Annotated in this window: 15 protein-coding genes; 8 read left to right on the forward strand and 7 right to left on the reverse strand. The window is 40.7% G+C overall.

Annotated features, from left to right (window positions below):
• Positions 1-178: 178 nt before the first annotated feature.
• A complete protein-coding gene (locus ACRWP9_RS18560) occupies positions 179-1,801 on the forward strand; it encodes an ATP-binding protein (RefSeq protein WP_434927215.1) in 1,623 nt (540 codons plus the stop codon).
• 88 nt (positions 1,802-1,889) lie between these two features.
• Here ACRWP9_RS18560 and tcdA read toward each other — a convergent pair whose 3' ends face one another.
• A complete protein-coding gene (gene tcdA / locus ACRWP9_RS18565) occupies positions 1,890-2,705 on the reverse strand; it encodes a tRNA cyclic N6-threonylcarbamoyladenosine(37) synthase TcdA (RefSeq protein WP_226415813.1) in 816 nt (271 codons plus the stop codon).
• Positions 2,706-3,363: 658 nt separating this feature from the next.
• Here tcdA and ACRWP9_RS18570 point away from each other — a divergent pair.
• A complete protein-coding gene (locus tag ACRWP9_RS18570; protein WP_434927216.1) occupies positions 3,364-4,395 on the forward strand; it encodes a porin in 1,032 nt (343 codons plus the stop codon).
• Positions 4,396-4,460: 65 nt separating this feature from the next.
• Here the strand turns inward: ACRWP9_RS18570 and ACRWP9_RS18575 are convergent, their stop codons facing one another.
• Both ACRWP9_RS18575 and ACRWP9_RS18580 read right to left on the reverse strand, forming a co-directional pair.
• Positions 4,461-5,126, reverse strand: a complete 666-nt coding sequence (locus ACRWP9_RS18575; protein WP_434927217.1) for a thiopurine S-methyltransferase — start codon at positions 5,124-5,126, stop codon at positions 4,461-4,463.
• A gap of 76 nt (positions 5,127-5,202) precedes the next feature.
• Positions 5,203-5,559, reverse strand: coding sequence for a hypothetical protein (locus ACRWP9_RS18580; protein WP_434927218.1), 357 nt, complete (start codon positions 5,557-5,559; stop codon positions 5,203-5,205).
• Positions 5,560-5,732: 173 nt separating this feature from the next.
• On the opposite strand from ACRWP9_RS18580, the gene ACRWP9_RS18585 reads away from it, so the two are divergent.
• Positions 5,733-7,541 carry a protein kinase domain-containing protein gene (locus tag ACRWP9_RS18585; protein WP_434927219.1) on the forward strand — a complete coding sequence of 603 codons (1,809 nt, stop codon included), beginning with the start codon at positions 5,733-5,735 and terminating at the stop codon, positions 7,539-7,541.
• Positions 7,542-7,599: 58 nt separating this feature from the next.
• Here ACRWP9_RS18585 and ACRWP9_RS18590 read toward each other — a convergent pair whose 3' ends face one another.
• Positions 7,600-9,999, reverse strand: coding sequence for a zinc-dependent metalloprotease (locus ACRWP9_RS18590; protein WP_434927220.1), 2,400 nt, complete (start codon positions 9,997-9,999; stop codon positions 7,600-7,602).
• 65 nt (positions 10,000-10,064) lie between these two features.
• Positions 10,065-13,775, reverse strand: a complete 3,711-nt coding sequence (locus ACRWP9_RS18595; protein ID WP_434927221.1) for a response regulator — start codon at positions 13,773-13,775, stop codon at positions 10,065-10,067.
• 885 nt (positions 13,776-14,660) lie between these two features.
• Between ACRWP9_RS18595 and ACRWP9_RS18600 the strand changes: the two genes are divergently transcribed.
• Positions 14,661-16,409, forward strand: coding sequence for a lysophospholipid acyltransferase family protein (locus tag ACRWP9_RS18600; RefSeq protein ID WP_434927222.1), 1,749 nt, complete (start codon positions 14,661-14,663; stop codon positions 16,407-16,409).
• A 109-nt stretch (positions 16,410-16,518) separates the two neighbouring features.
• Here ACRWP9_RS18600 and ACRWP9_RS18605 read toward each other — a convergent pair whose 3' ends face one another.
• Positions 16,519-17,025, reverse strand: coding sequence for a hypothetical protein (locus tag ACRWP9_RS18605; RefSeq protein ID WP_434927223.1), 507 nt, complete (start codon positions 17,023-17,025; stop codon positions 16,519-16,521).
• A 238-nt stretch (positions 17,026-17,263) separates the two neighbouring features.
• On the opposite strand from ACRWP9_RS18605, the gene rapA reads away from it, so the two are divergent.
• Both rapA and ACRWP9_RS18615 read left to right on the forward strand, forming a co-directional pair.
• The gene (gene rapA, locus ACRWP9_RS18610) at positions 17,264-20,167 is read left to right on the forward strand and encodes an RNA polymerase-associated protein RapA (RefSeq protein ID WP_434927224.1); all 2,904 of its coding nucleotides are present in this window, start codon (positions 17,264-17,266) and stop codon (positions 20,165-20,167) included.
• Between the two features lie 211 nt (positions 20,168-20,378).
• A complete protein-coding gene (locus ACRWP9_RS18615) occupies positions 20,379-21,197 on the forward strand; it encodes a DUF3530 family protein (RefSeq protein WP_434927225.1) in 819 nt (272 codons plus the stop codon).
• Positions 21,198-21,231: 34 nt separating this feature from the next.
• Here ACRWP9_RS18615 and ACRWP9_RS18620 read toward each other — a convergent pair whose 3' ends face one another.
• On the reverse strand, positions 21,232-22,038 hold the full coding sequence (locus ACRWP9_RS18620) for a crotonase/enoyl-CoA hydratase family protein (protein WP_434927226.1): 807 nt from the start codon (positions 22,036-22,038) through the stop codon (positions 21,232-21,234).
• A 371-nt stretch (positions 22,039-22,409) separates the two neighbouring features.
• Between ACRWP9_RS18620 and ACRWP9_RS18625 the strand changes: the two genes are divergently transcribed.
• Positions 22,410-23,405 (forward strand): response regulator, encoded by a 996-nt coding sequence (locus tag ACRWP9_RS18625; protein WP_434927227.1) that lies wholly within the window; start codon positions 22,410-22,412, stop codon positions 23,403-23,405.
• A gap of 18 nt (positions 23,406-23,423) precedes the next feature.
• On the forward strand, positions 23,424-24,389 hold the full coding sequence (locus ACRWP9_RS18630; protein ID WP_434927228.1) for a diguanylate cyclase: 966 nt from the start codon (positions 23,424-23,426) through the stop codon (positions 24,387-24,389).
• Positions 24,390-24,397 lie beyond the last annotated feature (8 nt).

Raw genomic sequence — 24,397 nt, forward strand, 5'->3', positions numbered from 1 at the left:
TTAAAAGCAAGTTTAATGCCACCTTTAGCCAATAAATTAATAAACATCAATATAATTGGGATAGTGTTGCACTTGAAAAATCAATAGAAAAGTACTGAATTAAATATAGCTATAATGTAAATTTTGAACTAACTTGTTATATAAGCACTTAGATTAATTAAATAATTAAATAAATACCATGCTGAAATTTTCCAATCAATTATTCACTAGCCCTATCGGTCGAAAGCTTATGCTATCGATTGTGCTTTTTAGTTCACTTATTACCCTTCTTACGACTATTTATCAGTTATTTAACGATTACAACAGTGATGTAAACCGTATAGATAGAGCATTTTCTAGTATCGAAAAAGTAAACTTAGAAGTATTAGCTGCCAGTATTTGGGTAATAGATGAGCGCTTAATTAGTACTCAGCTAGACGGTTTAAGCCAATTACCTGACATTACCTATATCTCAATAAAAGATGATAGCGGTCAAGAGTGGCAGGCGGGTAAGTATCAGCAGAAATCGACGATTGAGAAACAATTTGATCTTATTTACACCAATTCAAATCAGATAAAGGTAGGCACTTTACTCGTCCAAGCTGACTTGAACATTATTTACGATAGACTTTATGATAAAGCCATTCTTATATTACTATCAAATGCGATAAAAACCTTTTTAGTTGCAGGGTTTATTTTATTTTTAGTTTGGTTAAACATTACCCAACACCTACTAAAACTCAGTCAATATTGCGAGCAAATAAGCCTGGATAAACCTTTTAATCCTTTAGTTTTTGACCATAAAAGTAAACGCGACGAATTTGCTATGGTGGCAAAAGCAATTAATAGTATGCAACAGCAAGTACGGGCATCATTTGCCGATGTACAAGAATCGAAAGCCGCATTGCAAAGTGCACTAGAAGATCGAGAACGATTACTTAAACTTGAGCGAAGCTATAAAGATGAACTGGCTCGTCAAGTAAAAGAACAAACCAAAGAACTAGAGCAGTCATTGCTAATATTAAAACGTGCTCAGCAAGTGCTTGTCGAACAGGAAAAAATGGCGGCATTAGGAGGGCTAGTTTCCGGATTGGCACATGAGATAAATACCCCTATTGGTATATGTTTAACTGCGGCAAGCTCTCAACTCTTTCATGTAGAAGATTTAATTAAGCTCATCCATAGCGAGCATGCCACCTTAGAGGAGATAAACCGTATTCTTGAAGAGTACCAGCAAAGTTGCGAACTAATAGTTAATAATATTACTCGAGCCAGCACATTAATCCAAAAATTCAAAACGGTAGCAGCAGAGCAACGTTATGAGAAAAATACTCAGTTTAATTTGAAAAAACAGCTAGAAGACATTATAGACTCAACTCAAATCATGTTTTCACCACAACATGTTGATATAACTATAAATATAGATGAAAGGTTAGAAATCGTTAGTAACATTAACTTACTCAACCAAATTATTAGTAATATTATTTCTAACGCTTATACACACGCATTTAAAGGCGTCGAACACAGCCAAATTACGATAAATGTGGCAATAGAGTATGACAAAGTGAATATTGAAATTCAAAACAATGGCTTGAGTATTCCTGCGGATGTAGCCGAACGCATGTTTGAGCCATTCTTTACTACTGCCAGAAACAGAGGAGGGATAGGTTTGGGGTTAGCCGCAGCATTTAACGCCGCGACCTTGCTGCATGGCAACGTCAAATATGAGCCAATTTCACCATTAGGCGGTCCAATGTTTATTGTCAGCTTCCCTTATGAAAATGTGCCAAAGTTCGCCGACAATACGTTAATTGTTGAGTAAGTGAGTCACTGTAAAATCACACAAACCAGTAACACCATAGCGAATAACCTATTGATATAAAACTAAAAAATCAGCGGACTGGCAGCTATTATTTCGCACAAGCCTTAGCGGAGATTTTAGCTAACACACGACTGGCAGCCATAAAACCGAACGTACCTGTAACCATAGTCACGGCGCCAAAACCTGAAGCGCAATCCATTCTCATACTCCCATCGGCAGTCGCTTTAGTCACGCATACACTGCCATCAGCTTGGGGATAAACTAGGTGCTGAGTAGAAAATACCGCATCAATAGCAAAGCGTCGCTCAGTATTTTTACTAAACCCATATTCTTTACGTAAAATCCCTCGCACTTTAGCTAATAATGGATCTTGCACTGTTTTTGCTAAATCAGTTACTTGAATTTGACTAGGATCGGTCTGTCCACCCGCACCACCAATAGTTACAATTGGAATTTTATTGCGTTTACAGTGGGCAATTAATCCCGCTTTTTGTTTTACCGCATCAATACAATCGACAACATAATCAATTTGCTGACTATTAGAGGTATTATTTTCACGGGGGAAATATTCGCTCAGGTTGTCTAAGGTAATAAAATCTTCAATTTCATTAACTTGGCATTCTGGATTAATGTCTCGAATACGTTTTGCCATCACTTCTACTTTCGATTGTCCCACAGTTTGAGCTAAAGCATGGATTTGACGATTAGTATTAGTCACGCATATATCATCTAAATCAATTAAGCTAATTTGACCAATACCGCTTCTGGCAAAGGCTTCTGCCACCCAAGTTCCCACACCGCCAATACCAACCACTACCACGTGAGTTTGAGCAAAAGCATTTAATGCTGCTTGACCATATAAACGCCCTATACCTGCAAATCGATTCATATATGCTTCTGACAACATCACATGCCTTTATTCTGACTGACTTAATGAGTTGCCTATTTTAGCCTAGTCGCCGTCAAAGCTAAATGACCTAGGTTTATATAATCACTATTTGAACAAGCTTAAATATCGTCGCTTCATAGATGTTGCAAAAGTCAAAAATTAAATATAAAAAACTTTAAATAACAATAGCCTAAAAAATTAAGATACGAGTCCATATTTACAGCTCAATGCTTTAGTTTTAGCTATGCCATTAATGTCGGTCATGAATCGCTAAATAAGAGTTCAAACTCATTTTTTGCCTTTAAAAAAATACATCACTTAATTTAACAACTGCTAAACTACATTGTTACTCATTGAATTTGCTATCAGTAATAGATCGCGACAAAGGCAACTTAAGCGCTCAGAAGATGTGCTGATAATCCTTTTTAAAGAACAGCGAGACAATGAAAATACTTAATACAATATAAAAACAACAATAAAACACTTTTTCAGTTCAATTTTAGATATAAAAAAATAACTTAAGGTCTAAAAGTTTGATCTCTACCACAAACTAAGCTTAGCAAAACTGTAAAATCTCAAATCAGATTGTTACATGCCACTTTTTGGCATTAATTACTATTAAAACCATTCTTAAAATGGAATCATAGAACGTTAAGTTCTGGGAGTATGAAAGATGAAAAAAACCTTACTATCTGCATCAGTTGCGTCTATTTTAGCTATTACATCATTTAGTGCACTTGCTGATGGCCCTGATTTTTACGGTCGTTTAGATTTATCGCTTACTAACTCAGATGCAGGCTCAACCTTACAAAGTGGTACTAATGGCGTAACTTTAGGTGAAAGCGGCACTTATTTAGAGAATAACTTTTCTAATGTTGGCGTGAAAGGTAACGAGAAAATTTCTGACGGCGTAGAAGTGCTATACCAAATGGAATTTCAAGTTGAAAATACTTCTAATTCAGGAGACACGTTCAAAGCCCGTAATACATTTTTAGGTATCAAAACTTCAGCGGGTTCTGTTTTAGTGGGTCGTAACGACACAGTATTTAAACAATCTGAAGGTGGTGTTGATTTATTTGGCAACTCCAACGCTGATATTGACCGTATCGTCAGCGGCCAAACTCGTAGCGCTGATGGTATATGGTACTACTCTCCAGTTATTGCAGACCTCATCACCCTTAATGCAACCTATTTAATGGAAGATAACCAAGCTTCTGATGACGCTCAGTATGCATTAAGTGCCACCTTAGGTGATAAAGGCTTGTCTAAGCAAAATTACTATGTCGCTGGCGCTTATAACAAAGCTATTGGTGGCGTTGATGCTTACCGTGCTGTAGGTCAAGTTAAGTTTGGCGATTTCAAAGTGGGCGGTTTATTCCAAAACTCTGAAAGCGTAACTGACAGCAACATTGACGGTAACACATATTTTGTCAACGCGGTTTACAACTTAAATGGTGTTAACTTAAAAGTAGAATATGGTCAAGATGAAGCTGGTTTTGGTAAGTACTACAAAGCCTTAGGTCAAGCAGGTGCTGATGATATCAATGTACAAAATATCACAGTGGGTGCTGATTATCGTGTAGCCAAATCGACGTTATTATTCGCACATTATGCTATGTATGAAGGTGACTACACTGAAACTAACGTTAAAACTGATCTAAAAGATGATAACGTATTCACTGTAGGCGTACGTTACGACTTCTAATCTAATTAGGCGTTAACATTAAGGCGACCTTATGGTCGCCTTTTTATTTAAGCTAGTTGTAAACCCTATATCACTTTTTTGCGGGTTAACTTATATGCAGCTTCGTTTAACCAAGGGACCTGTTTATTCACAAATCTTGGGTTATCAGCAAGCACATCTTCACAAGCAAGTAAGGTCACCTCAAAATACGGCGATAAATATTGTTCAATCCAGTCAGGACTCACTGCAAATGGCGGACCTTTAAGCGTGTCTTGAGGATAGTCTAGTGTAATTAATAACCCGGATATATCTACGGGAATCAGCTTAGCAAGTGTTTGTGCATACTGCTGACGCATCTCTTCTGGCCAAGCAATTAGCGCCGCTCGATCATAAAAGCCGCCAATATCTGCCGTAACACTTGGGTCTAAAGCAAAAATATCACCTTGAATTAACTGAATTTGATCGGCTGCATAAAATTGATGTTGGGTATGCTGCTGAACTTGAAATGGGAGTTGGTTGTCATTAAAAAATTGTTCAATAGCCGTTTGGCTTAACTCACTCCCCTGCACTTGATGACCCAATTCAGCTAAATAGCACATGTCTAAAGATTTACCACATAGCGGCACAAAAATTTTACTCATGGGCACTAAATTCAACTCAGACCAAAAACGAATCAATAACGGATTCACTTGTGGTTGGTGAAAACCTATCTGTTGCATCTGCCATTTTTCATGCCAAAATTGAGGTTCCATTTTAAATATCTCCAACGAATTTAACTGCAGCCCACTGTATAAGCTTGAATCAACAGAAGCAACTGCAATCCAGCTACTATTCGTTAGATAAATCCCCCTTAAGAACTAATTGAACTTTGCGCAACCACACGCAATTCTCACATTGACAGTTACGGCGAGATAAATGGTGTGGGGACAAACTTGAATCGACAAAATCAACTGCGACCAGTAATTGTTGTTTTAAATCATCGACAGATTTTTGCTCCATCGCAACCATCTCATCATTATGATTAATCCAGACACACTCTTCCCCTTGATGACAAGTGATACATTGCTCGTCCGCTGCATTGAAAAATACCGCATGGGGACAATGTGTTACTTCCATAGATTGCAGTATTCGCAGTCGAGGAAAGTCAAACAGTTGAATTAAATCCGCTTTTTTTATATTTTGCATAACGTGTTCCCTATAAAAGCGATTGCTAAATCTCTGTTAATCTTACCGACTCAAGGGCAAAAGTAAGTTGATACAGGTCAAGGTTTACTTAACCGATAAAATTAGTTAGGAAGCGCTTGAAGTCAGGCTGAGATAAGGCTTAAATAACCTAAGCAGTTTTAAGGGGATATCATTTGCAAACGCCACAACTACAACACTTTTATATTAATGAAGAGCAATCTATTTATTTGCTTAAGGCGAATGATGCCCGCAAACATAAAGCCTGGGTCAGATTATGTAAGCAGCAGCTGATTAAGCTTGGCTACTCAACAATAGAATTTATTGGTAAAGGTGCTTATGGCTTTGTGTTTGCAGGAATAAACAGTGTGGGTGATTCACACGTGTTTAAATTTTCCCGTCTGACGTTACCGCAAAATATTCAAGACAGGCTCGAAGAAGAAGCCTATATGCTTAGCCTAGTGAAACATCCTAATGTGCCCGCCGCAATCAAGTTTGAACGCGTAGGCAAGCAAGGTATTTTAGTGATGGAGCGCGCTAAAGGAGAAGATTTAGATAAAATTTGCCTACGCATGGGGGCATTGCCAGCATCAATGATAGTCAGCATAGCCCGCCAACTTGCCAATATTTTGTATTATCTACGAAAAGGCAAACCCTTTGTCCACGGTGATATTAAACCATCGAATTTAGTGTATGACATTGAAAGTGATAACCTGTCGCTAATTGATTGGGGCTCGGCTGTATTTGCACAGCGCGATGAATTTAATCGTCCTGTGGATGATAATGTGATGTCGCTAATGTCTAGCGATCAGCACCAGACAAATGCCCGCATGGGTGATGTCTACTTTATCGGCGAAGATCAGCTCAGTGGCGCGCTTTCTTCAGCACGATTTGATGAACAAGGTGTGGCGGGCACCTTATATGCACTTGCTTCAGGGCAAAGCAGTCGCTTTGGCACTAAAGTTATCCCCGCCACAAGTATTGGTCTGCCGATTGAGCTAGCGAAAACCTTAGACGGCATGTTAAGCAACGATCCTGTGATGAGAGCCCGTGCTGGCGATTACTTTTTAAAAAGTATGCGTCACAACCATCGTATGCACTTACCCAATATTCCATATCTGCCAACTAAATCTGAAATTCCGGTTTGGCTTCAACCACGCCCAAGAGTAATTGAAACCGTCAGCTATAGCTCGCGTAAATCATTTTTAAAAGAACATAATAGCCATGAACACATTGCAGATATTGACGATGTGCAGGTCGATAAATACTATCGAAATTTTATGGTTGGCATGGCAGATACTGAAAAAGGATTTATTGCGGCTGTCGGGCGTTTGGCTCAATACTCAATCGTCGGTGGACTGGCAATACACTGGCAGCCAACGGGGGTTTACATTGATTCAAACTTAGCAACCTATGACCCTAGTCATAAAACTGCGTTAACACTTGCGGTGAACAACATGGTCACAATGGCGCGGGGCATTAAACGTATTGGGGTATTTAAAGCCTGCTTTTTTAATGCCAAAGACACACTGCATATCGAACGTAGTAATCCTGAAATGCCCTTTGAAATAACAGGTGAAATGCAATTACCTTTTGAAGTTGGTGATGTGCCCTTACTGGAGGATAAATCTCGCCTGCATTCCTATTTTGAAGATGGTAAAGATCCAGAAGAAAACCTCGAACTTCCCGCAGAAATAATGACAGAATTAGGCTGGCTCAACCAAATTCATCACACTGGCTGTATTATTTTTGAAGCCCTTCCGACTCACTTAAAAATCCATAGCTATTTACGACTACTTAATCCACGCAAACAAGCTGCATTCAGGGCTTCGCTCGATAGAATTATTGCTAATGCAGATAAAATTCAAGGTCATGGGATCAGTGGTTTTATGAAGTTACCTTATAAGAATACCCGTCAGTTTTCACATTTAGATAAGAAACCTGACCTGTTTTACCCTAAAAACCCCAAGGAACTGACCACATAAAAAAGCCCTGAAGATATCTTCAGGGCTTTTACGTTAAGCAACTAAGCTAACAGGAAGGTTAGATAGGTGAGCCAGGCGGCATAATAAGTGGCTTAGCAATTAATTTGTATTCCGGTGTTTGCAGGCTTTTCTCAATACCTTGATATAGCCAATCGAAATGCGCTGCTTGATACTCACTTGCACGGGTACTACGGCGCTTTAATTGCTTCACGGTAAAGCCGAGTTTAGCGAATAACTGGGCTTTAACTTCACTGGCAGTATCTTGGTGATGATATGCAGCTAACATGCCTTCAACCACAACGGCATTGACCCGCATATTAATGCCTAACTGTGTTTCCCGTGACAACTCTTGATATACGGTTGCCCCTATCAGCTTATCTAATATATCTACCACAGAGAGCTGTTCAGTATCTTGCATATAAGCTTGGTTAACACGATTTAGTCGCTCTGGTGATAATAACTGCGCCACAATATGTCGACTCATGACTTCTGCCATCCCTAATGGATCGCTCACAACACCCATATTGCCATTAAAGCTTTCACGGGTTTTACGATAATTTCCAGCTTTGGGTACTAAAGCGTGCAGTACATTATCAGGTATAGCTAAACTTTGGGGCGATAAGCCTGCTACTAATGCATCCAGCGCAGCATGTTGCTTTGCTGGCGCCGCAAAAAACCAGCGCAGCCCTGAGCCTAATTGCTGGTAGTTATAATCAGTGCCGCCAATCCATTTAGCCGCCGCTTCTATCTGATAACGGGTTAATAAATACATAGGCACAAACACATCTGCCAACTCACCTTTAGGCTCATCTTTAAGTAACGCCTCGCCATTAAACTGGGTAATAGCATGGCGACGCACGGCTTCTAAGCGAGACAATTCAGCAATAGCATCATTGCCGTTATCCCATAGACTTGCATAAATATGGCTTGCACCGTTTCCACGAGAGTCTGCTTCGCCAATATACCGATAGCCTTTAGTTAACGCTTGATTAAGCAGTTGCTCTTGATTAGCCGCAGCACCATAACCAAACGCGACGGTATATTTATCCCACTCGCCTATGCCCTCTGAATACGGGTTATCAATCGCGATGGCGTTATTTTCTAAACGCACATATGGGTGGGGATAATCCATCACCGACGCATTATCATTCGTTGATGCGGCAAAGTTATGATCAAAACCTAATGTGTGGCCAATTTCATGGGCCGACAATTGACGAATTCGCGCTAAAGAAAGTGCCATAGCAGCATCTGCAGCAGCTTGTCTATCTGGCCAGTCGGCGGTTAACCCTCTGGCAATAAGGTGATCTTGCTTAACCCTTAAACTACCTAAAGTCACATGACCCTTAATAATTTCACCAGTACGCGGATCGGTGACAGCTGCCCCATATGACCAACCACGCGTGGCGCGATGCACCCATTGGATCATGTTATAACGCACATCTTGTGGATCCGCGCCCTCTGGTAGCATCGCCACTTTAAAACCATTAATAAAACCAGCTTCATTAAAGGCTTCTTCCCACCAGCGCGCACCCTCTAACAATGCAGTTCTAATCGGTTCAGGCACACCGGGGTCGAGATAATAGATAATAGGTTTAATGACTTCACTTGGGGCATCGCCCGGTGTCACTTTCTCAAGGCGGTGACGTAATAAGTAGCGCTGCACCAACGGCTCATCTACCTTAACGGAGTAATCTGCATACTCGTCAGATAAATAACCACTCATAGGATGATATGCGCGGGCTTGGTAACCCGCTTCGGGCAGCTGAATAAATGAGTAACGCATCCGCACCGACATAAACTTACCATCGGGGGTAACCTCGGCAACTTGCTCGCCAGCTTGTTGAGCTTTAAAAGTCAGGTTGACGTCAACATCGGCATTTTGTGCAAAGGATTTTATATTATCAGGCATGATCACCGACAACTGGCTATCAAGGGTATAAGCACCTTGTTCTGTGTCGGCCAATACATCCGATACGCCGTGTAAGTCGTTAATGACTAGATCATTAATCGACACTAACGCTTTTTTGCCTGGCAGTAATTTTCCACGCCACAAAATAGATTCAGCAAAGGCCTGTTTGACAGACTGCTGCTCGGCGACATTATCGCTACTGGCTCGAAAGTAAGTATTCAATTGTTTTAATACAATATAGGGACCATGCTGCTCAAACTGCACCATACGAGTGCGCCCTAGCTGGCCTCTATCCAAACCAATGTCGTTTGAACCAACCCCATGGGGCAAACTAGTTAATAGTAAAAAAGGCTGATTTAACTTGTTGGCTTGTAAATACAACTGACCGTCGGTGCTATCGTAATAAAAATTAACAAAACCTTGAGCTACTTGGCTTTGCTTAATGACTGTTTCGGCCGTCGCAGCCAATGCTGGACTAGATAAAGTTGTTAGCGATAATGTAGGGCTGATGGCAAGCATTATCGCCAATGAAAGATGGCGTCGATTCATGTCAAATTCCTTGTAAAAATCCTTTAAAAAAACATGCAATCCGTTGCTACTCAATACACGCCAGATCACATCTTATTGTTATTATTCTTATATTCAATCCAGTGAGATAAGGTATCGAATAACTCATTCAATACGATTGGTTTGGTAATATGGGCATTCATGCCAGCCGCTAAGCTTTTTTCACGGTCACCCGACATCGCATGTGCCGTCATTGCAATAATCGGTAATTGTTCCGGACTGTAACGTTTACGCAGCTCTTTTGAAGCGGTTAAACCATCCATAACGGGCATTTGAATATCCATTAATACGGCGTCAAATGCTCGGGTATCAATTAAATCTAATGCTATTTGGCCATTGTCAGCCATCACCACTTCATAACCAGCACTTTTTAATAATTCTGATGCCACTTGCTGGTTAATAAAGTTATCCTCAACTAACAACACTAATCCTGATTGTTGTTCTTGAATATCTTCTTTGGGAACAGACTGTACATTGAGTTTTGGTTCTTTGGCAAACGCCCCAATAATTTCATCAAACAAGACTGATGCCTTAAAGGGCTTTTGTAAAATGGCATGTACATTTCTATCGGCAACATCCTTGGTTAGAGGTTCTGCACTGTAGGCTGTCATCAATATGATCACCGGACGTTTTGCTAAGCGACCATCTGCCACCATTTCATCAACTTTAGTTAGTACTTCCAACCCGCCCATTTCAGGCATCATCCAATCCAATAAAATCAGATCCACGGGTTGTCTAGCCAAACAATCTAATGCTTGCTGTCCACTTGAAGCGGTGCGAACACCAAAGCTGAAGTCTTTCATTAATGCTGAGTAAATTTGTAATGCGCTGGGGTTATCATCGACTACTAATGTGGTTAAATTATTCAACTGTTCAGGTACTATTAACGGCTCGACGATGTTTTCTTCAGCAATTTCAAAACTAATTGTAAAGCTAAAAATACTGCCTTGATCCACTTCTGACGATACCTGCATAGTACCGCCCATCATAGAAACAAGGTGTTTGCTGATCGACAAACCTAATCCGGTGCCACCGTATTTTCGGGTAGTTGAACCATCGGCCTGGGCAAATGCATCAAATAGTTTTGATTGCTGTTCTTTACTAATGCCTATACCAGTGTCTCGAACCCAGAACTTCAAGGTAATGCGATGATCACGCTCGCCAACATCTTCACAGCCCAGCTCAATTTCACCATTTTGGGTAAATTTAACCGCATTTGATAATAAGTTAACTAATATCTGCCCCAGACGCAGTGGATCTCCATTTAGAATAAGTCCAGCGGTAACAGGTGCATAGAGTAATAATTCAACGCCTTTTTCTTGTGCTTTAATGGCATTCATATCCAGCACATGATCCAGTACCTTGTCTAACGGAAACGCGACTCGCTCTAGCTCTAACTTACCGGCTTCGATTTTAGAAAAATCGAGAATATCATTGATAATTCGTAACAAAGATTGAGCCGAGAAGCCCGCTTTACTGAGATAATCTTCTTGCTGTATGGTCAGGCTAGTACGTTGTGCTAGCTGTAACATACCAATAATCGCGTTCATTGGGGTGCGAATTTCATGGCTCATATTAGCCAAAAATTCACTTTTATACATGTTAGCTAATTCAGCGTCTTGCTTAGCTTCCAGCAAGGCCACTTCATTACTTTTTTGACGGGTAATATCTTTATGAGTACCAAGCATACGTTTAGTTTGGCCTGACTCCAAAAACTCTACCGCACGACCACGTGATAACAACCAATGGTATTCACCCAGCTTACCTTTCATCCTAAATTCAATTTCATAGGCATCGGTAGGATCAAGTAAGTATTGGCTACGATATTCCTGCACACGGTCACGGTCATCTGGATGAGTCAATCCGTCAATGGATGATAATAAAGCAGGGAACTCATTGGGTTCATAACCCAACATAGAATAAAATGCTGGGTTACAAATAATTTGTTCTGAGTCGATATACCAATCCCACAAACCATCTTCAACCGCATCCATTGCCATGTGATAACGCTCTTCTGATAAGCGTAATTGCTCTGCTGATTCATACTCGCGGGTAATGTCTCGCCAAATAGAAATCAGACCCAGCAATTCATTGCGGCGATTATAAAATGGCAGTTTAAAGGCATTCAATAGTACCGGTTTTCCGGCTATTTCAATTCGCTCTTTATATTGCAGTGGTTTTTTGTCGTCTAAGATTTTTTTATCTTCGGCTAAAATGCGCTTACCTTGTTCAGGGCTAGTAAAATCACAGGTAGTTAAGCCAATAATATCACTTTCATTCACACCTAACATACGCTCGGCTGACTTGTTACAGCCAAGATACTTACCTTCTTTATCTTTAAAGACAATGGCTTCTGGCAATGAATCAATAAGCGACCTTAATAAGGCAAATTCACGTTCACGGCGCTCAGTGGTATCACGTAAACGCTGAGTACGGCTGGCGACTAAGTTATCGAGACGTTTATTTTGCTCAGCAAGATGGCGCGTGTATTGTTTGTTTTCTTCAAAAATACGACTGACCAGTAAAAACCACGGCTCCCACCCTGGACTGATGACTTCTGGAGGCTGTATCGGTGACTGGGAACACGCCTCTAAATGGGTCAGTAACTTTGATGCAGGGCTAACGAACGCACGGCGGGTTTGCCAATGCACAATGGTCACCAGCACCGAAAGCGCTAACACAACCAGGATAAAAGTCAGTTGTAACTTTTCCCATGAATCTTGAAAAAGCGCGCCTTCCTCTTGAATATACAATAATCGCCACGGCGCATTATGCAATGCAACAGAATGAATATAATGATTATTACGTAATATGCCTTCATGGGCGTCAAACAATTCAGATTCAGATAACGAATGTAATTCTGCCGGAATACGTTGGCTGATATGGTACACACGATTCATTTCATTGGAGTCAAAATCGCTATGGGACAAAATATTATTTTGTTGATCTAATAAAATAACCGTACCAGGCATTTTAAAATAAGTACGTATTTGTTTCGCCAATGAAGCTAAGGTCATGTCGAGGTTAATCGTGCCGATAAACTCATCTTCAAGATAAACCGGTAACCCTAAGGTGGTTAGTAAGCCTTCCTGGACACCATCAACATATGCCGGACTCCAAAAAGCATTTCGTTGTGGATTTAATTCTGGTGTGGCTAATTGAAATTGCTGCTTATTAAGCTGCTCTTCCCTGAAGCGTTGATCAGAACTGCTCCAAGGAAAGTACGACATCATTTTTCGCTTAGATACATAATAAATAGACGAAGCTTTTGGTGCCGCTTCTTTAGCGACGGGAAATGATAGCGATAGCTCAAACAGCATTTCTAATTCTTGATAAAACTTTTCACTGCGACCATCAAGCGAGCCCATGCCTGTGATGCGTCCCATATTGGTAAAGGGTTCACCACTTTTAACATAGTTAGGTTCTAAACTAAAAAACTGTCCATCGGCATTGAATTTTTCATATTGAGGTAAGCGATCTTTGCGCACTTGCTCGCCTAGGCGGAGATGATCAACCGCCACATCTCGTAAGCTTTTTACCGCACGAATACTGGACTCTAATAATAAATCGATTTGCAACACATGCCGTGCAACTTGATCTTCACGCTGTTCAATTTGCACCTCTTTCTGGCGTTCATAAAAAATGGCCGCAGAAATAAGTGACATGACAATCACACCAATATAAGTGTAAAAAACCGCGCGATTATAATTACGTTGAATAGGTGATTTTAGCTGTAAATCAGGCTCTGTTGGTTTCATTCCGTACCTTTGGTGACAGCGCACCCTTTGCGGTAGCACAAGTGTCGGCGCATCATAATATTAGGTTAATGCGCGCAATAAATAAGACAAAGGCCATATTATCAGGAACATAATCTCAATCACATGAATAAATCTAAATCGGTTTTTTATGACATCTGTTAGCGGCACTCATTACTGGCTTATCAGGGTATTACCCCACAGTGCCAAGCGAAGTCAAAAAACGAATAAAAAACTATAAGAAATTGATATATAACTACATAATAAAGCTAGCACTATGGGTCGTTTAGCCTTGTTAAGTTAACTCGCTGATAATATTTATATGGTTCGAGTCTCTGAACTGGGTGAATCTATAAAGTATGACATCCGATGATTGTTAATGACGAGCCCGATATTCACCTTTATGAATAGTTATTGAAATTATTAGCAACTTTCACAGGTCTTATTAGTGATTTGCTTAATAACATTAAAGTTAAACTTATCTGTTACACCAAGGACATTGCCAACCTTCATTTATTTTAAGCTGCAATTGTGCAGTTTTTTGACCAGTGTGCGCTCAGAATAAAGACAGACGTTTGCAGCGATGATAATCATGCTGATGAAGGTAAATACATGAGAAAGCTGCATATTGGTTTACACCTAAAAGTGAAGATCTCAAAAAAGAGGGTTGTCAAAGAAATGTCTCTATTTCAAACGATGGCTCAATTTTTTTAACAATAACTCGATGTTATTCAAACATATCTTTATAGTAAATAACTTAAATCAATCCAGTGTTGTAATCCGTTAGCTTAAATACGGACCTAGTTGCGCAAGAGGTACCCGCCAACTACAGCAGCATAAAACACTGCTTGATGCTCAATTAATCTTGTTACAGGGTTTAACCAAAATATGCCGCAGTTGAGTCTTAACAATCTGTTACCGAAAAAGCCTCGTAGTTTTTTTTCAAAATTATTGATAACCCTAGTCGATTACCTTTTAGGCATTAGCCAATTAAATCGTGTTTATCAAGATTCGGGATTGAAAGGACTAGAGAAAAAAGCCTTTGCAACGCACTTTGTTGATGTATTTGAGTTAACAGTAAAAAGCCAAACCAATTTACCTCAGCTTATCCCACAAAAGGGAGCCGCTATTGTGGTGGCGAATCACCCCTATGGCGGAATTGAAGGCGTTATTTTGGCTTTTTTATTATCTTCAGTGCGGGGTGATGTCAAAATACTCGCTAATCAAGCATTGAAAATCATTCCAGAATTAGCCGACTTCTTTATTTTTACCAACCCACTTGTTCCAGGTGCGAAAGGCAATGCTAAATCGCTAAGAGCCTGCAAAGACCACTTGGCCCAGGGCGGCTTATTAGTGCTGTTTCCAGCAGGACGGGTCAGTTATCCCGGTCGTGATGGTCAGGTGACAGATCACCAATGGCATCGAATAGTGGGCGCACTGACCTCTTTCACCCAAGCACCTTTAATACCCTGTTTTATTTCAGGAAAAAACAGCGATTTTTTCTATTTCATGGGCAAGATATACTTTCGTTTTAGAATGTTATTACTGATCAGAGAAATGCTAAACAGCAAAGGAAAAACCGTTGAGGTCACTTTTGGCCAAGCCACATTATTGCCATCTTTACCTGAGAAAACCCAAATGACGACTGATATTGCCCGTTTACTGACATACTTGCATGCCCCTGAGTACCAACACCAATGGCCGGTATGCAAGGCACCTGAAATGTTGCCTCTTGCAGCCTCGCAATTACCGCACAATCTAGACAACGAAATAAGCCAACTTCCGCAAGATCAGTGCTTACTCCAGTATAAGTATTTTAAAGTGTACTACGCATCTCGCACCCAATGCCCAGCTGTCATTGAAGACATTCGTCGCTTACGGGAGGAAAACTTCAGACAGTTTGATGAAGGCAGTGGCTTACCCCAGGACGGTGACGCATTCGATGACACTTATACTCATTTATTTGTCTACGACACTCAAAATCAGGCAATTACGGGTGCATATCGCATGGGGCAAACCGATAATTTACTCGCACAGGGCGGTGTATCTCAACTGTATTTAAACCGTATGTTTGACTTTAGCGCTGAATTTATCAATCAACAACAGCCCTGTCTTGAAATGGGTCGATCATTTGTAGTTGCCAGTCATCAGCGTAGCTTTCATGGTTTACTATTATTGTTTAAGGGCATTGGCGCGTTTGTGTGCAAGTTCCCACAATATCGCACCTTATACGGCACAGTGTCTTTAAGTAAGCAATATACGCCTATCAGTGTGCGGTTAATTGAACAATTTCTGGTGACCTCATCTTCTGATGTTAAGCCCAAAAAACAGTTCGATGTTGATGTGCCAAATGATATTAAGCAGTATTTAGCCAGCTACCCTGCCGATATCGAAATTTTAGAGTTATTGGTCAAGCAAATTGAACCTGACGGTAAAGGGTTGCCGGTATTGGTAAAGCTATATCACCAATTGGGTGCTAAGTTTTACTGTGTGGGCATCGACCCCAACTTTGCCGAAACACCGGGGTTATTGCTTAGTGTAGACTTGCCTCACGCACCAGAACGCTTACTAAAACTGTATCTTGGGCAAGGGGCTGAGGCTTATCTACAACATAATGTTCATACATCTCAGGCATAATGACCTCGAACTTAGTGAAGTAAACACCTAAGCAAACAGCCATCGTCTAGCCAATTCTTAAACTGAGGATTAAAAAAGACTTCATACCCGCTTTTAGTGATAAACCAGCTTAATGTGCGCATTGTTTTCGATTAAAACTCGTAGTTGAAGGAGCCAATCCAAATTCAGCATGGGTTTTACCACCGATTAACTGGAATATCAGTTTTAAGGTTGAATAGTGATGAATGGCATGACTACAGGCAAACATAAGTTCTCTGCCTAAAGTACTCTCTACTTCAATGATATGAGTTTGATTGATACCAACATCAGAATGAACCAGCACCACTTGGCTAATATCCGCTTCAGTCAGCGCTAGCATCCACTGCTTTATATTATTAAATTGATTCAATGCCTCGGGTAATGAGGTTTCAACCAGTGAGCCTCTTCGACGATTTTCATAATCAACTAGACCCGTTTCAAGACAAGTCTGTAACGACATAAAATGATCTAAAATATGTCTAGCATGAACACCTATACTGCTCGACATACCGTCAGCCAACTTACAATAGTCTCTTTGCTGCAATTGCGTTAAAAATGAAACACCTTGATCTAGCGTTGAAATATAGTGGCTTAACATCAAAAACCTAACCCTATCATTGGAATCTAAATGAATAGACCTTTATATGAGGTATTTAATTACAGTGTTTTACACTCTAGCACAATATAACCAAGCCACTTCAAAATGCTCGTTTCAGCGCTAACTTAGGATAATTTAAAAATATCTGTCTAATTAAGTGCTAAAATTTTAAATTTGGATGGGTTTGAGATAATATACGCCCCCTTTTTGTTTCCCGCTTTAAACATGAGAGTTGAAGATGCCGTTTGCTTTAGGTCAACGCTGGATCAGTGATACCGAGTCAGAACTAGGATTAGGCACAGTTGTGCAAGTTGAAGGCCGGATGGTCACATTATTATTTCCTGCCACTGGAGAGAACCGGATGTTCTCCCGTGCTGAAGCACCATTAACAAGGGTCATTTTTAATCCTGGCGATTGCATTGAAAGCGGTGACGGCTGGAAACTAACCGTTGAAGAAATTGAACAAAAAGATCAAATTATTGTTTATCACGGGATCCACAGCGACACCCAAGAAAAGGTCAGTTTAAGAGAAACATTACTGAGCCATAATATTCGTTTTAATAAGCCACAAGACCGCTTGTTTGCCGGTCAAATTGATCGCTTAGAACGTTTTGGCGTGCGATACCAATGTCAATTGTTACGTCACAAATTAGCCACCTCTGATTTATTAGGTTTACAAGGTCCACGTGTAGGCTTAATTGCACATCAACAATGGATTGCCCATGAAGTGGGTCGCCGTTATGCGCCAAGAGTATTGCTTGCTGATGAAGTCGGCTTAGGTAAAACCATTGAAGCAGGGTTAATCATCCACCAACAATTACTAACCGGTCGTGCTGAACGCATTTTGGTGATAGTACCAGATACCTTGCGTCACCAATGGTTAGTGGAAATGTTGCGCCGCTTTAACCTCAGGTTTTCAGTATTTGATGAAGACCGCTGCGTTGAAGCCTATGCCGATAACGATAACCCTTTTTATACCGAGCAATTAGTGATTTGTTCGCTTGAGTTATTGCGTAAAAAGAAACGTCTTGATCAGGCATTAGATGCCGATTGGGATTTATTGGTGGTCGATGAAGCTCACCATTTAGAATGGTCAGAAGATGCACCAAGCCGTGCATATAAAATAGTTGAAGCACTCAGTGAAGTTGTACCTGGGGTTTTATTACTCACAGCAACACCGGATCAACTGGGTCACCAAAGTCACTTTGCTCGTTTACGTCTGCTCGATCCCGATCGTTTTTATGATTACGACGCTTTCTTAAGCGAAGAAAACAGCTATAAAGATGTTGCCGATGCAGCCCAAGCTTTGGCGTCTAATGATAATTTAAGCCAAGATGCAATCAACAGCTTAACTGAGTTATTGTCAGAGAAAGACATCGAGCCTAACATTCGATTAATTCAAGCAACTGGTGTTGATGAAACACAACAACAAGAAGCCCGTGACGAGTTGTTACAAGAATTATTAGACCGTCATGGCACTGGCCGCGTACTGTACCGTAACAGCCGCGCCTCAGTAAAAGGCTTCCCACAGCGTCATTTTAATCCTTATCCGCAAACAATGCCGGAACAATATGTTACTGCTCAGCGCGTGAATGACATGATGGGCGGCGCTAAAACACCTGAAGCCAAGGCATTGCAGGCGTTAAGCCCTGAAAAACTGTATCAAGCCTTTGAAAACGACAGCTCATGGTGGAAGTTTGACCCACGTGTTGACTGGTTAATTGATTTTCTCAAAAGTCATCGCAGTAAAAAAGTACTGATTATTGCCAGCTTAGCTGAAACGGCATTAAGCCTTGAAGAAGCCCTACGTACCCGTGAAGGCATTCAGGCAACAGTATTCCATGAAGGTATGTCAATTATTGAGCGCGATAAAGCCGGTGCTTACTTTGCCCAGGAAGACGGCGGTGCTCAGGCGCTTATTTGTTCTGAAATCGGATCTGAAGGACGCAACTTCCAATTTGCCAGTCATTTAGTGTTATTTGATTTACCGCTTAACCCAGATTTACTCGAGCAACGCATTGGCCGTTTAGATCGTATTGGGCAGAAGAATGACATTCAAATTCATTTGCCTTACTTAGCGGGAACAGCTCAGGAACGCTTGATGCGTTGGTATCACGATGGATTAAATTCATTTGAACTCACCTGCCCAAGTGGACATGTATTATTTAATCAGTTTGCTGAAGAGTTAACTCAAGTGTTGGCCAATGACGACGAAGAGGCACTTACACTGCTACTGAATCACACTAAGCAGCAATATCAGCAACTGAAAAAATCAATGGAACAAGGTCGAGATAAGCTATTAGAAATCAACTCACACGGTGGTGAGCGCGCTAATGCGTTGATTAAACGCCTAGCGGACAATGATAGCAGTACCGACCTTATTGGCAGTGTCATCCGCCTATGGGACATTATTGGCGTTGATCAAGAAGATTGCGGCGAAAACACTATTGTCTTGCGTCCAAGCGAGCACATGTTATATCCAACTTATCCAGGTTTACCTGAAGATGGTGTCACTGTGACGTTCGATCGTGAAACCGCATTGTCACGCGATGATATAGCCTTTATCTCGCAGGAACATCCTATCGTACAAACGGGTTTAGATTTAATTACCGGTTCAGAAACAGGCACAACCAGTGTTGCGGTATTAAAAAACAAAGCTTTGCCTGCTGGAACCTTATTTCTAGAACTGATTTATATGGCCGATGCTTCGGCACCAAAATCGACTCAGTTATACCGTTATATGCCACCTACTCCTATCCGCATTTTACTGGATAAGAGTGGCAACAATATGTCGGACAAAGTCGATTATAAAAGCTTTGATAAACAACTTAGTGCTGTTAATCGTCATATTGCCAGCAAGCTTGTTAATGCTTCCCAGCCAATATTGCACCCTTTGTTTGCCCACGGTGAAGGCCATGCAAAAGCGGTGTTATCTGAATTAGTACTCAACGCTAAAGATAAAATGAGTCATCAGCTTGGTGGCGAGTTAAACCGTCTTGAAGCGCTTAGAGCGGTTAACCCTAATATTCGTGATGCTGAACTGGATTACATCCGTAACCAAATAGCAGAGTTGAATGAATATATTGATGATAGCCAGCTGCAACTTGATGCAATACGCATGGTATTAGTGAGCCACGTGTAAACACACCTAACACCTATTTAAATAAATCTATTTGAATAGGCATAGAAAAGAAGCACATGCCCCGTTAAAAGGCATGTGCTTCTTTTTTAAATCCATTAAGCTATTATTGGTATGACAAGTTTGTACCCTAGCTGGTTTATAACATAAATAAGAAGAGGTTAATTTGAGCTCATTACGTACTTGGTATTATTTATTGTTAAGCGTGTTGTTAATGTCCACAGCTGTTTTAGCGCAACCTTCATTTGCCCCAACTCCCGCCGCTGAAATAAAAAAAATCACCGTAGAAGCAAAAGAAATAGATGTATTAGTCAGACCCTGGAGTGGTAAACAGCAATTTGGCTTAGCTATCATCATAGGGCCGTCAGACAGCCAGGCAGAAAGCATGGGACTGGTGGGTTTTTTACGCCATAAACTCAATGCTAAGGGCTGGGCTACCATCAGTTTAACTCCACCGAGAGGGTTATATAGACCTAATTTCACCACAGAAAGTGAACAAATAAAAAAAGCCGGTGACGCGCAACTCAGCCTACCCGCACAACAAGCCGTACCTAAATATAACTCAGCACAACTCCTCGAATTACGTAATTTTCAGCAAGCTAACCTCACTGAAGCATTAAATCAATTAACCGCGATTGGCCAGCCATACCCAGGCGCAAAAATCATCATCGCTTTTGATGACAGTGCAGGCATGGTTACTCACTTACTTTTTGAAAAAAAAATACCAAGCCCTGAGCTGCTAATTTTAGTAAACCCCTACCGAGAGTATGAAGACTTAATAGAAGAGTCGAGTCAACGTAAACAAATAGCCGAACAATTGGTGATGATGTCTATTCCAGTGTTAGATTTAGTTTCACCTGACTCCCACCCCCTAGCACAAGCGAATGCACCTGCGCGCAAGCAATACAACCAAGTCAAACCCATTAAATACTATCGCCAGTATCAATTAGACTTAACTTTAGCTAACTCGAGTGGTTGGCAAGAAGCACTTGAACGAATTGAAGGATTTTCAAGAAGCGTTATCGGCCGATAACGCTTGTGGCAAATAATGGTGAGTGGAGCCGCTTCTACCACCATGGTTGACGAGGTTGATAAGATTTCTCAGGATTTTTAGTTTGACGAATTGCAGCGATAACACGGTTTTTTCCGATTAAAAGACGTATCTGACTTAACGACTCACGACTTAATAGCTGCCTAACCGATGCGCCCCAGCTACGATTAATACTGTGTTTAATTGCCGCTATGGCATCGGGTGATGTTTGCATAAATTGTGCAGCTAAAGCTTCAGCCCTTGCCATAGCATCCTCAGTCACCTCTGACACTAATCCATATTTTAAAGCATCATCTGCCGTGAGTATCTGTGCACTATAGGTTAACTGTAGCGCTTTATCTTTAGCCATAATGTGCCTTAAACTGGCAAGCCCTGCCATATCAGGCACCAATCCCCACTTAGCTTCCATAATAGAAAACTTTGCCGAAGGCTCTGCAATACGCATATCTGCACCTAATACAATTTGGGTCCCACCGCCAAAACAACAACCTTGAATAACTGCAATCACAGGTACGGGTAGTCTCTGCCAACCAATCGATACGCGTTGAGCTAAATTTGCATTACCAGGCAACCATTTAAACAATAGGGAAACAGCATTCGACGGTTTTTTAGACAAACTTTTAACATCTAAACCTGAGCTGAAATTACCTTGCGCGCCCGATAAGATAACAGCTTTAATGCTACGGTCTTTAGCAATACGCTTAATAGTGTTATCGATAGCGACAAACATATCAAAATTTAATGCATTCATTTTTTCGGGACGATTAAGGCAAACATAAGCAATCTGTTGTCTTATCTCGAAAGTCACTAAATCCTTTTCCATGAAACATTTCCTTACTGGTCAGTCCAGATTTTAGGTTAACATGTTTGTTGTATATAGCGAATAGATATAACATGTCGACTTATTGGCTAAGGTCAATAAGTCGACAGTCTGCACATACAATAAATAAACCATTCACTTTTTTTACAGCATTTTTAAGTAGAATTGGTCAAAAACTGCATGATATACATAATTATCTTGTTAAATGTATGCATGAAAATATTAATAATTTCGCATCTTGTTGACGAGTATCCTAGAATAAAAGATAAAGTAGTAAAACGTCTTATATAATAAATAAACACCCAGATTGTATTGCTGCCCACGTGATAATAAATACTTGCATCATCAAGGCAAAATAAGGACAACAAGTCAACATGACCATTCCTGTACTAATATGCGATGACTCTGCATTAGCAAGAAAACAGATGGCACGTACACTCCCAAAAGACTGGGATGTGGAAGTGACTTTTGCCAATAATGGCGCCGAAGGCATTGAAGCTATTCGCGCAGGAAAAGGCGAAATCGTTTTCCTTGATCTGAATATGCCAGTAATGGACGGCTATGAAGTATTACAAATCGTTCAACAGCAGGACTTACCTGCATTAATCATTGTGGTTTCCGGTGACATTCAAATAAAAGCCCACGAGCGCGTTAAAGCCTTAGGTGCATTAGATTTTATCCAAAAACCCGTTAGCGCTGATGCTATCAGCAATATTTTACAAGAATACGGCATACTCACCCTTACTCAGGGTGCTGAAGCAGATATCCAGCCGATGGTTAAAGTCGACCTACGTGATGCTTGCCAAGAAATTGCTAACGTTGCCATGGGGCGCGCAGCCGATTTATTGTCAAAATTGCTTGATGTTTTCGTAGTGCTACCTATTCCAAACGTTAACGTGCTTGAAGTCAGTGAGTTGACAATGGCATTAAAGGCAACTGAAGACTCTTCATCGATATCAGCTCTTTGCCAGGGATTTATTGGGGCAGGTGTTGCTGGCGAAGCATTATTACTGTTTCATGATTCGAGTTTTGAAGATATGGCAAAACTGATGAAGATTAACGGTGAAGAAGAAACTCACACCGAAGTTGAAGTACTAATGGATACCGGCAATGTGCTCATTGGTGCATTTTTAAGTGGTATATCTGAACAACTTGATATGAAGTTTAGCCAAAGCCACCCTATTGTATTAGGCCGCCACTGTACAGTTAACGACCTTATACATGCTAGTTCTGAAAAGTGGCAGCGTACGCTTGCTATGGAAATTAATTATCGTATTGAAGATTACAATATCCAATGCGACTTGCTGCTACTGTTTACCGAAGATTCAATACCGACGCTGAATTTCAAGCTAGGTTATCTTCTCGATTAAAGGTTGGATATTGTTAATATGTCAAATGATCACGATGCGATGAACGAACTTCACTGGCTTATCGATATGGTACAAACCATTGATGTCGGCTTAATTGTGCTAGATCGTAATTACAATATACAATTGTGGAATGGGTTTATGGAAAACCATAGCGGCATTTCACCGAACTTTATTAAAGGCAAGAACCTGTTTACTGAGTTGCCGGAAGTGCCAGCTGACTGGTTAAAACAGAAAATGGAGTCGGTATTTTTGCTCAAAAACCGCACTTTCATCAGCTGGGAACAGCGACCATACGTGTTTAAATTTAAAAACTATCGCCCCATCACGGGCCGTGCTGAATTCATGTACCAAAACATTACACTGCTGCCGCTCGCTTCACTGACAGGTAACATCACCCACATCAGTATCATTGTTTACGATGTAAGCGATGTCGCAGTAAATAGATTGCAGCTTAAAGCAATGAACCAGCAACTTGAAGAGTTGAGCCAAACAGATGGATTAACGCAATTACATAATCGTCGTCACTGGCAACACTGTATGGAACGTGAGTATGAACGTCATATCCGCTATCAAGATCACGCTACATTGGTGATGATCGATATTGACAACTTCAAAAGTGTAAATGACACATATGGGCACCCAGCGGGGGATAAAGTTATTCAGCATATTGCTCATTTACTAAAGCAGTCTTTACGTGAAACCGATTGTGCGGGCCGATATGGCGGAGAGGAATTTGCGATTGTATTAGCTAAAACAGGCTCAGCGGACGCATTGTATTTTACAGAAAGATTACGTAAAAAAATTGAAGCCTCTGAAATTATAAGTGATAACCGTATCATTAAGGTAACAGTAAGTCTGGGTATTAACGAAATTAAACCTGGTACGGAGAACAGCTCAATTTGGTTATCAGGTGCAGATAAAGCACTTTATACAGCCAAACAAAATGGTCGCAACCAAAGTGTAGTATTTACCGCTAATGAATAGGTTTCTGA

Source organism: Shewanella sp. HL-SH2, assembly GCF_051164935.1.
Classification (GTDB): Bacteria; Pseudomonadota; Gammaproteobacteria; order Enterobacterales; family Shewanellaceae; genus Shewanella; species Shewanella glacialimarina.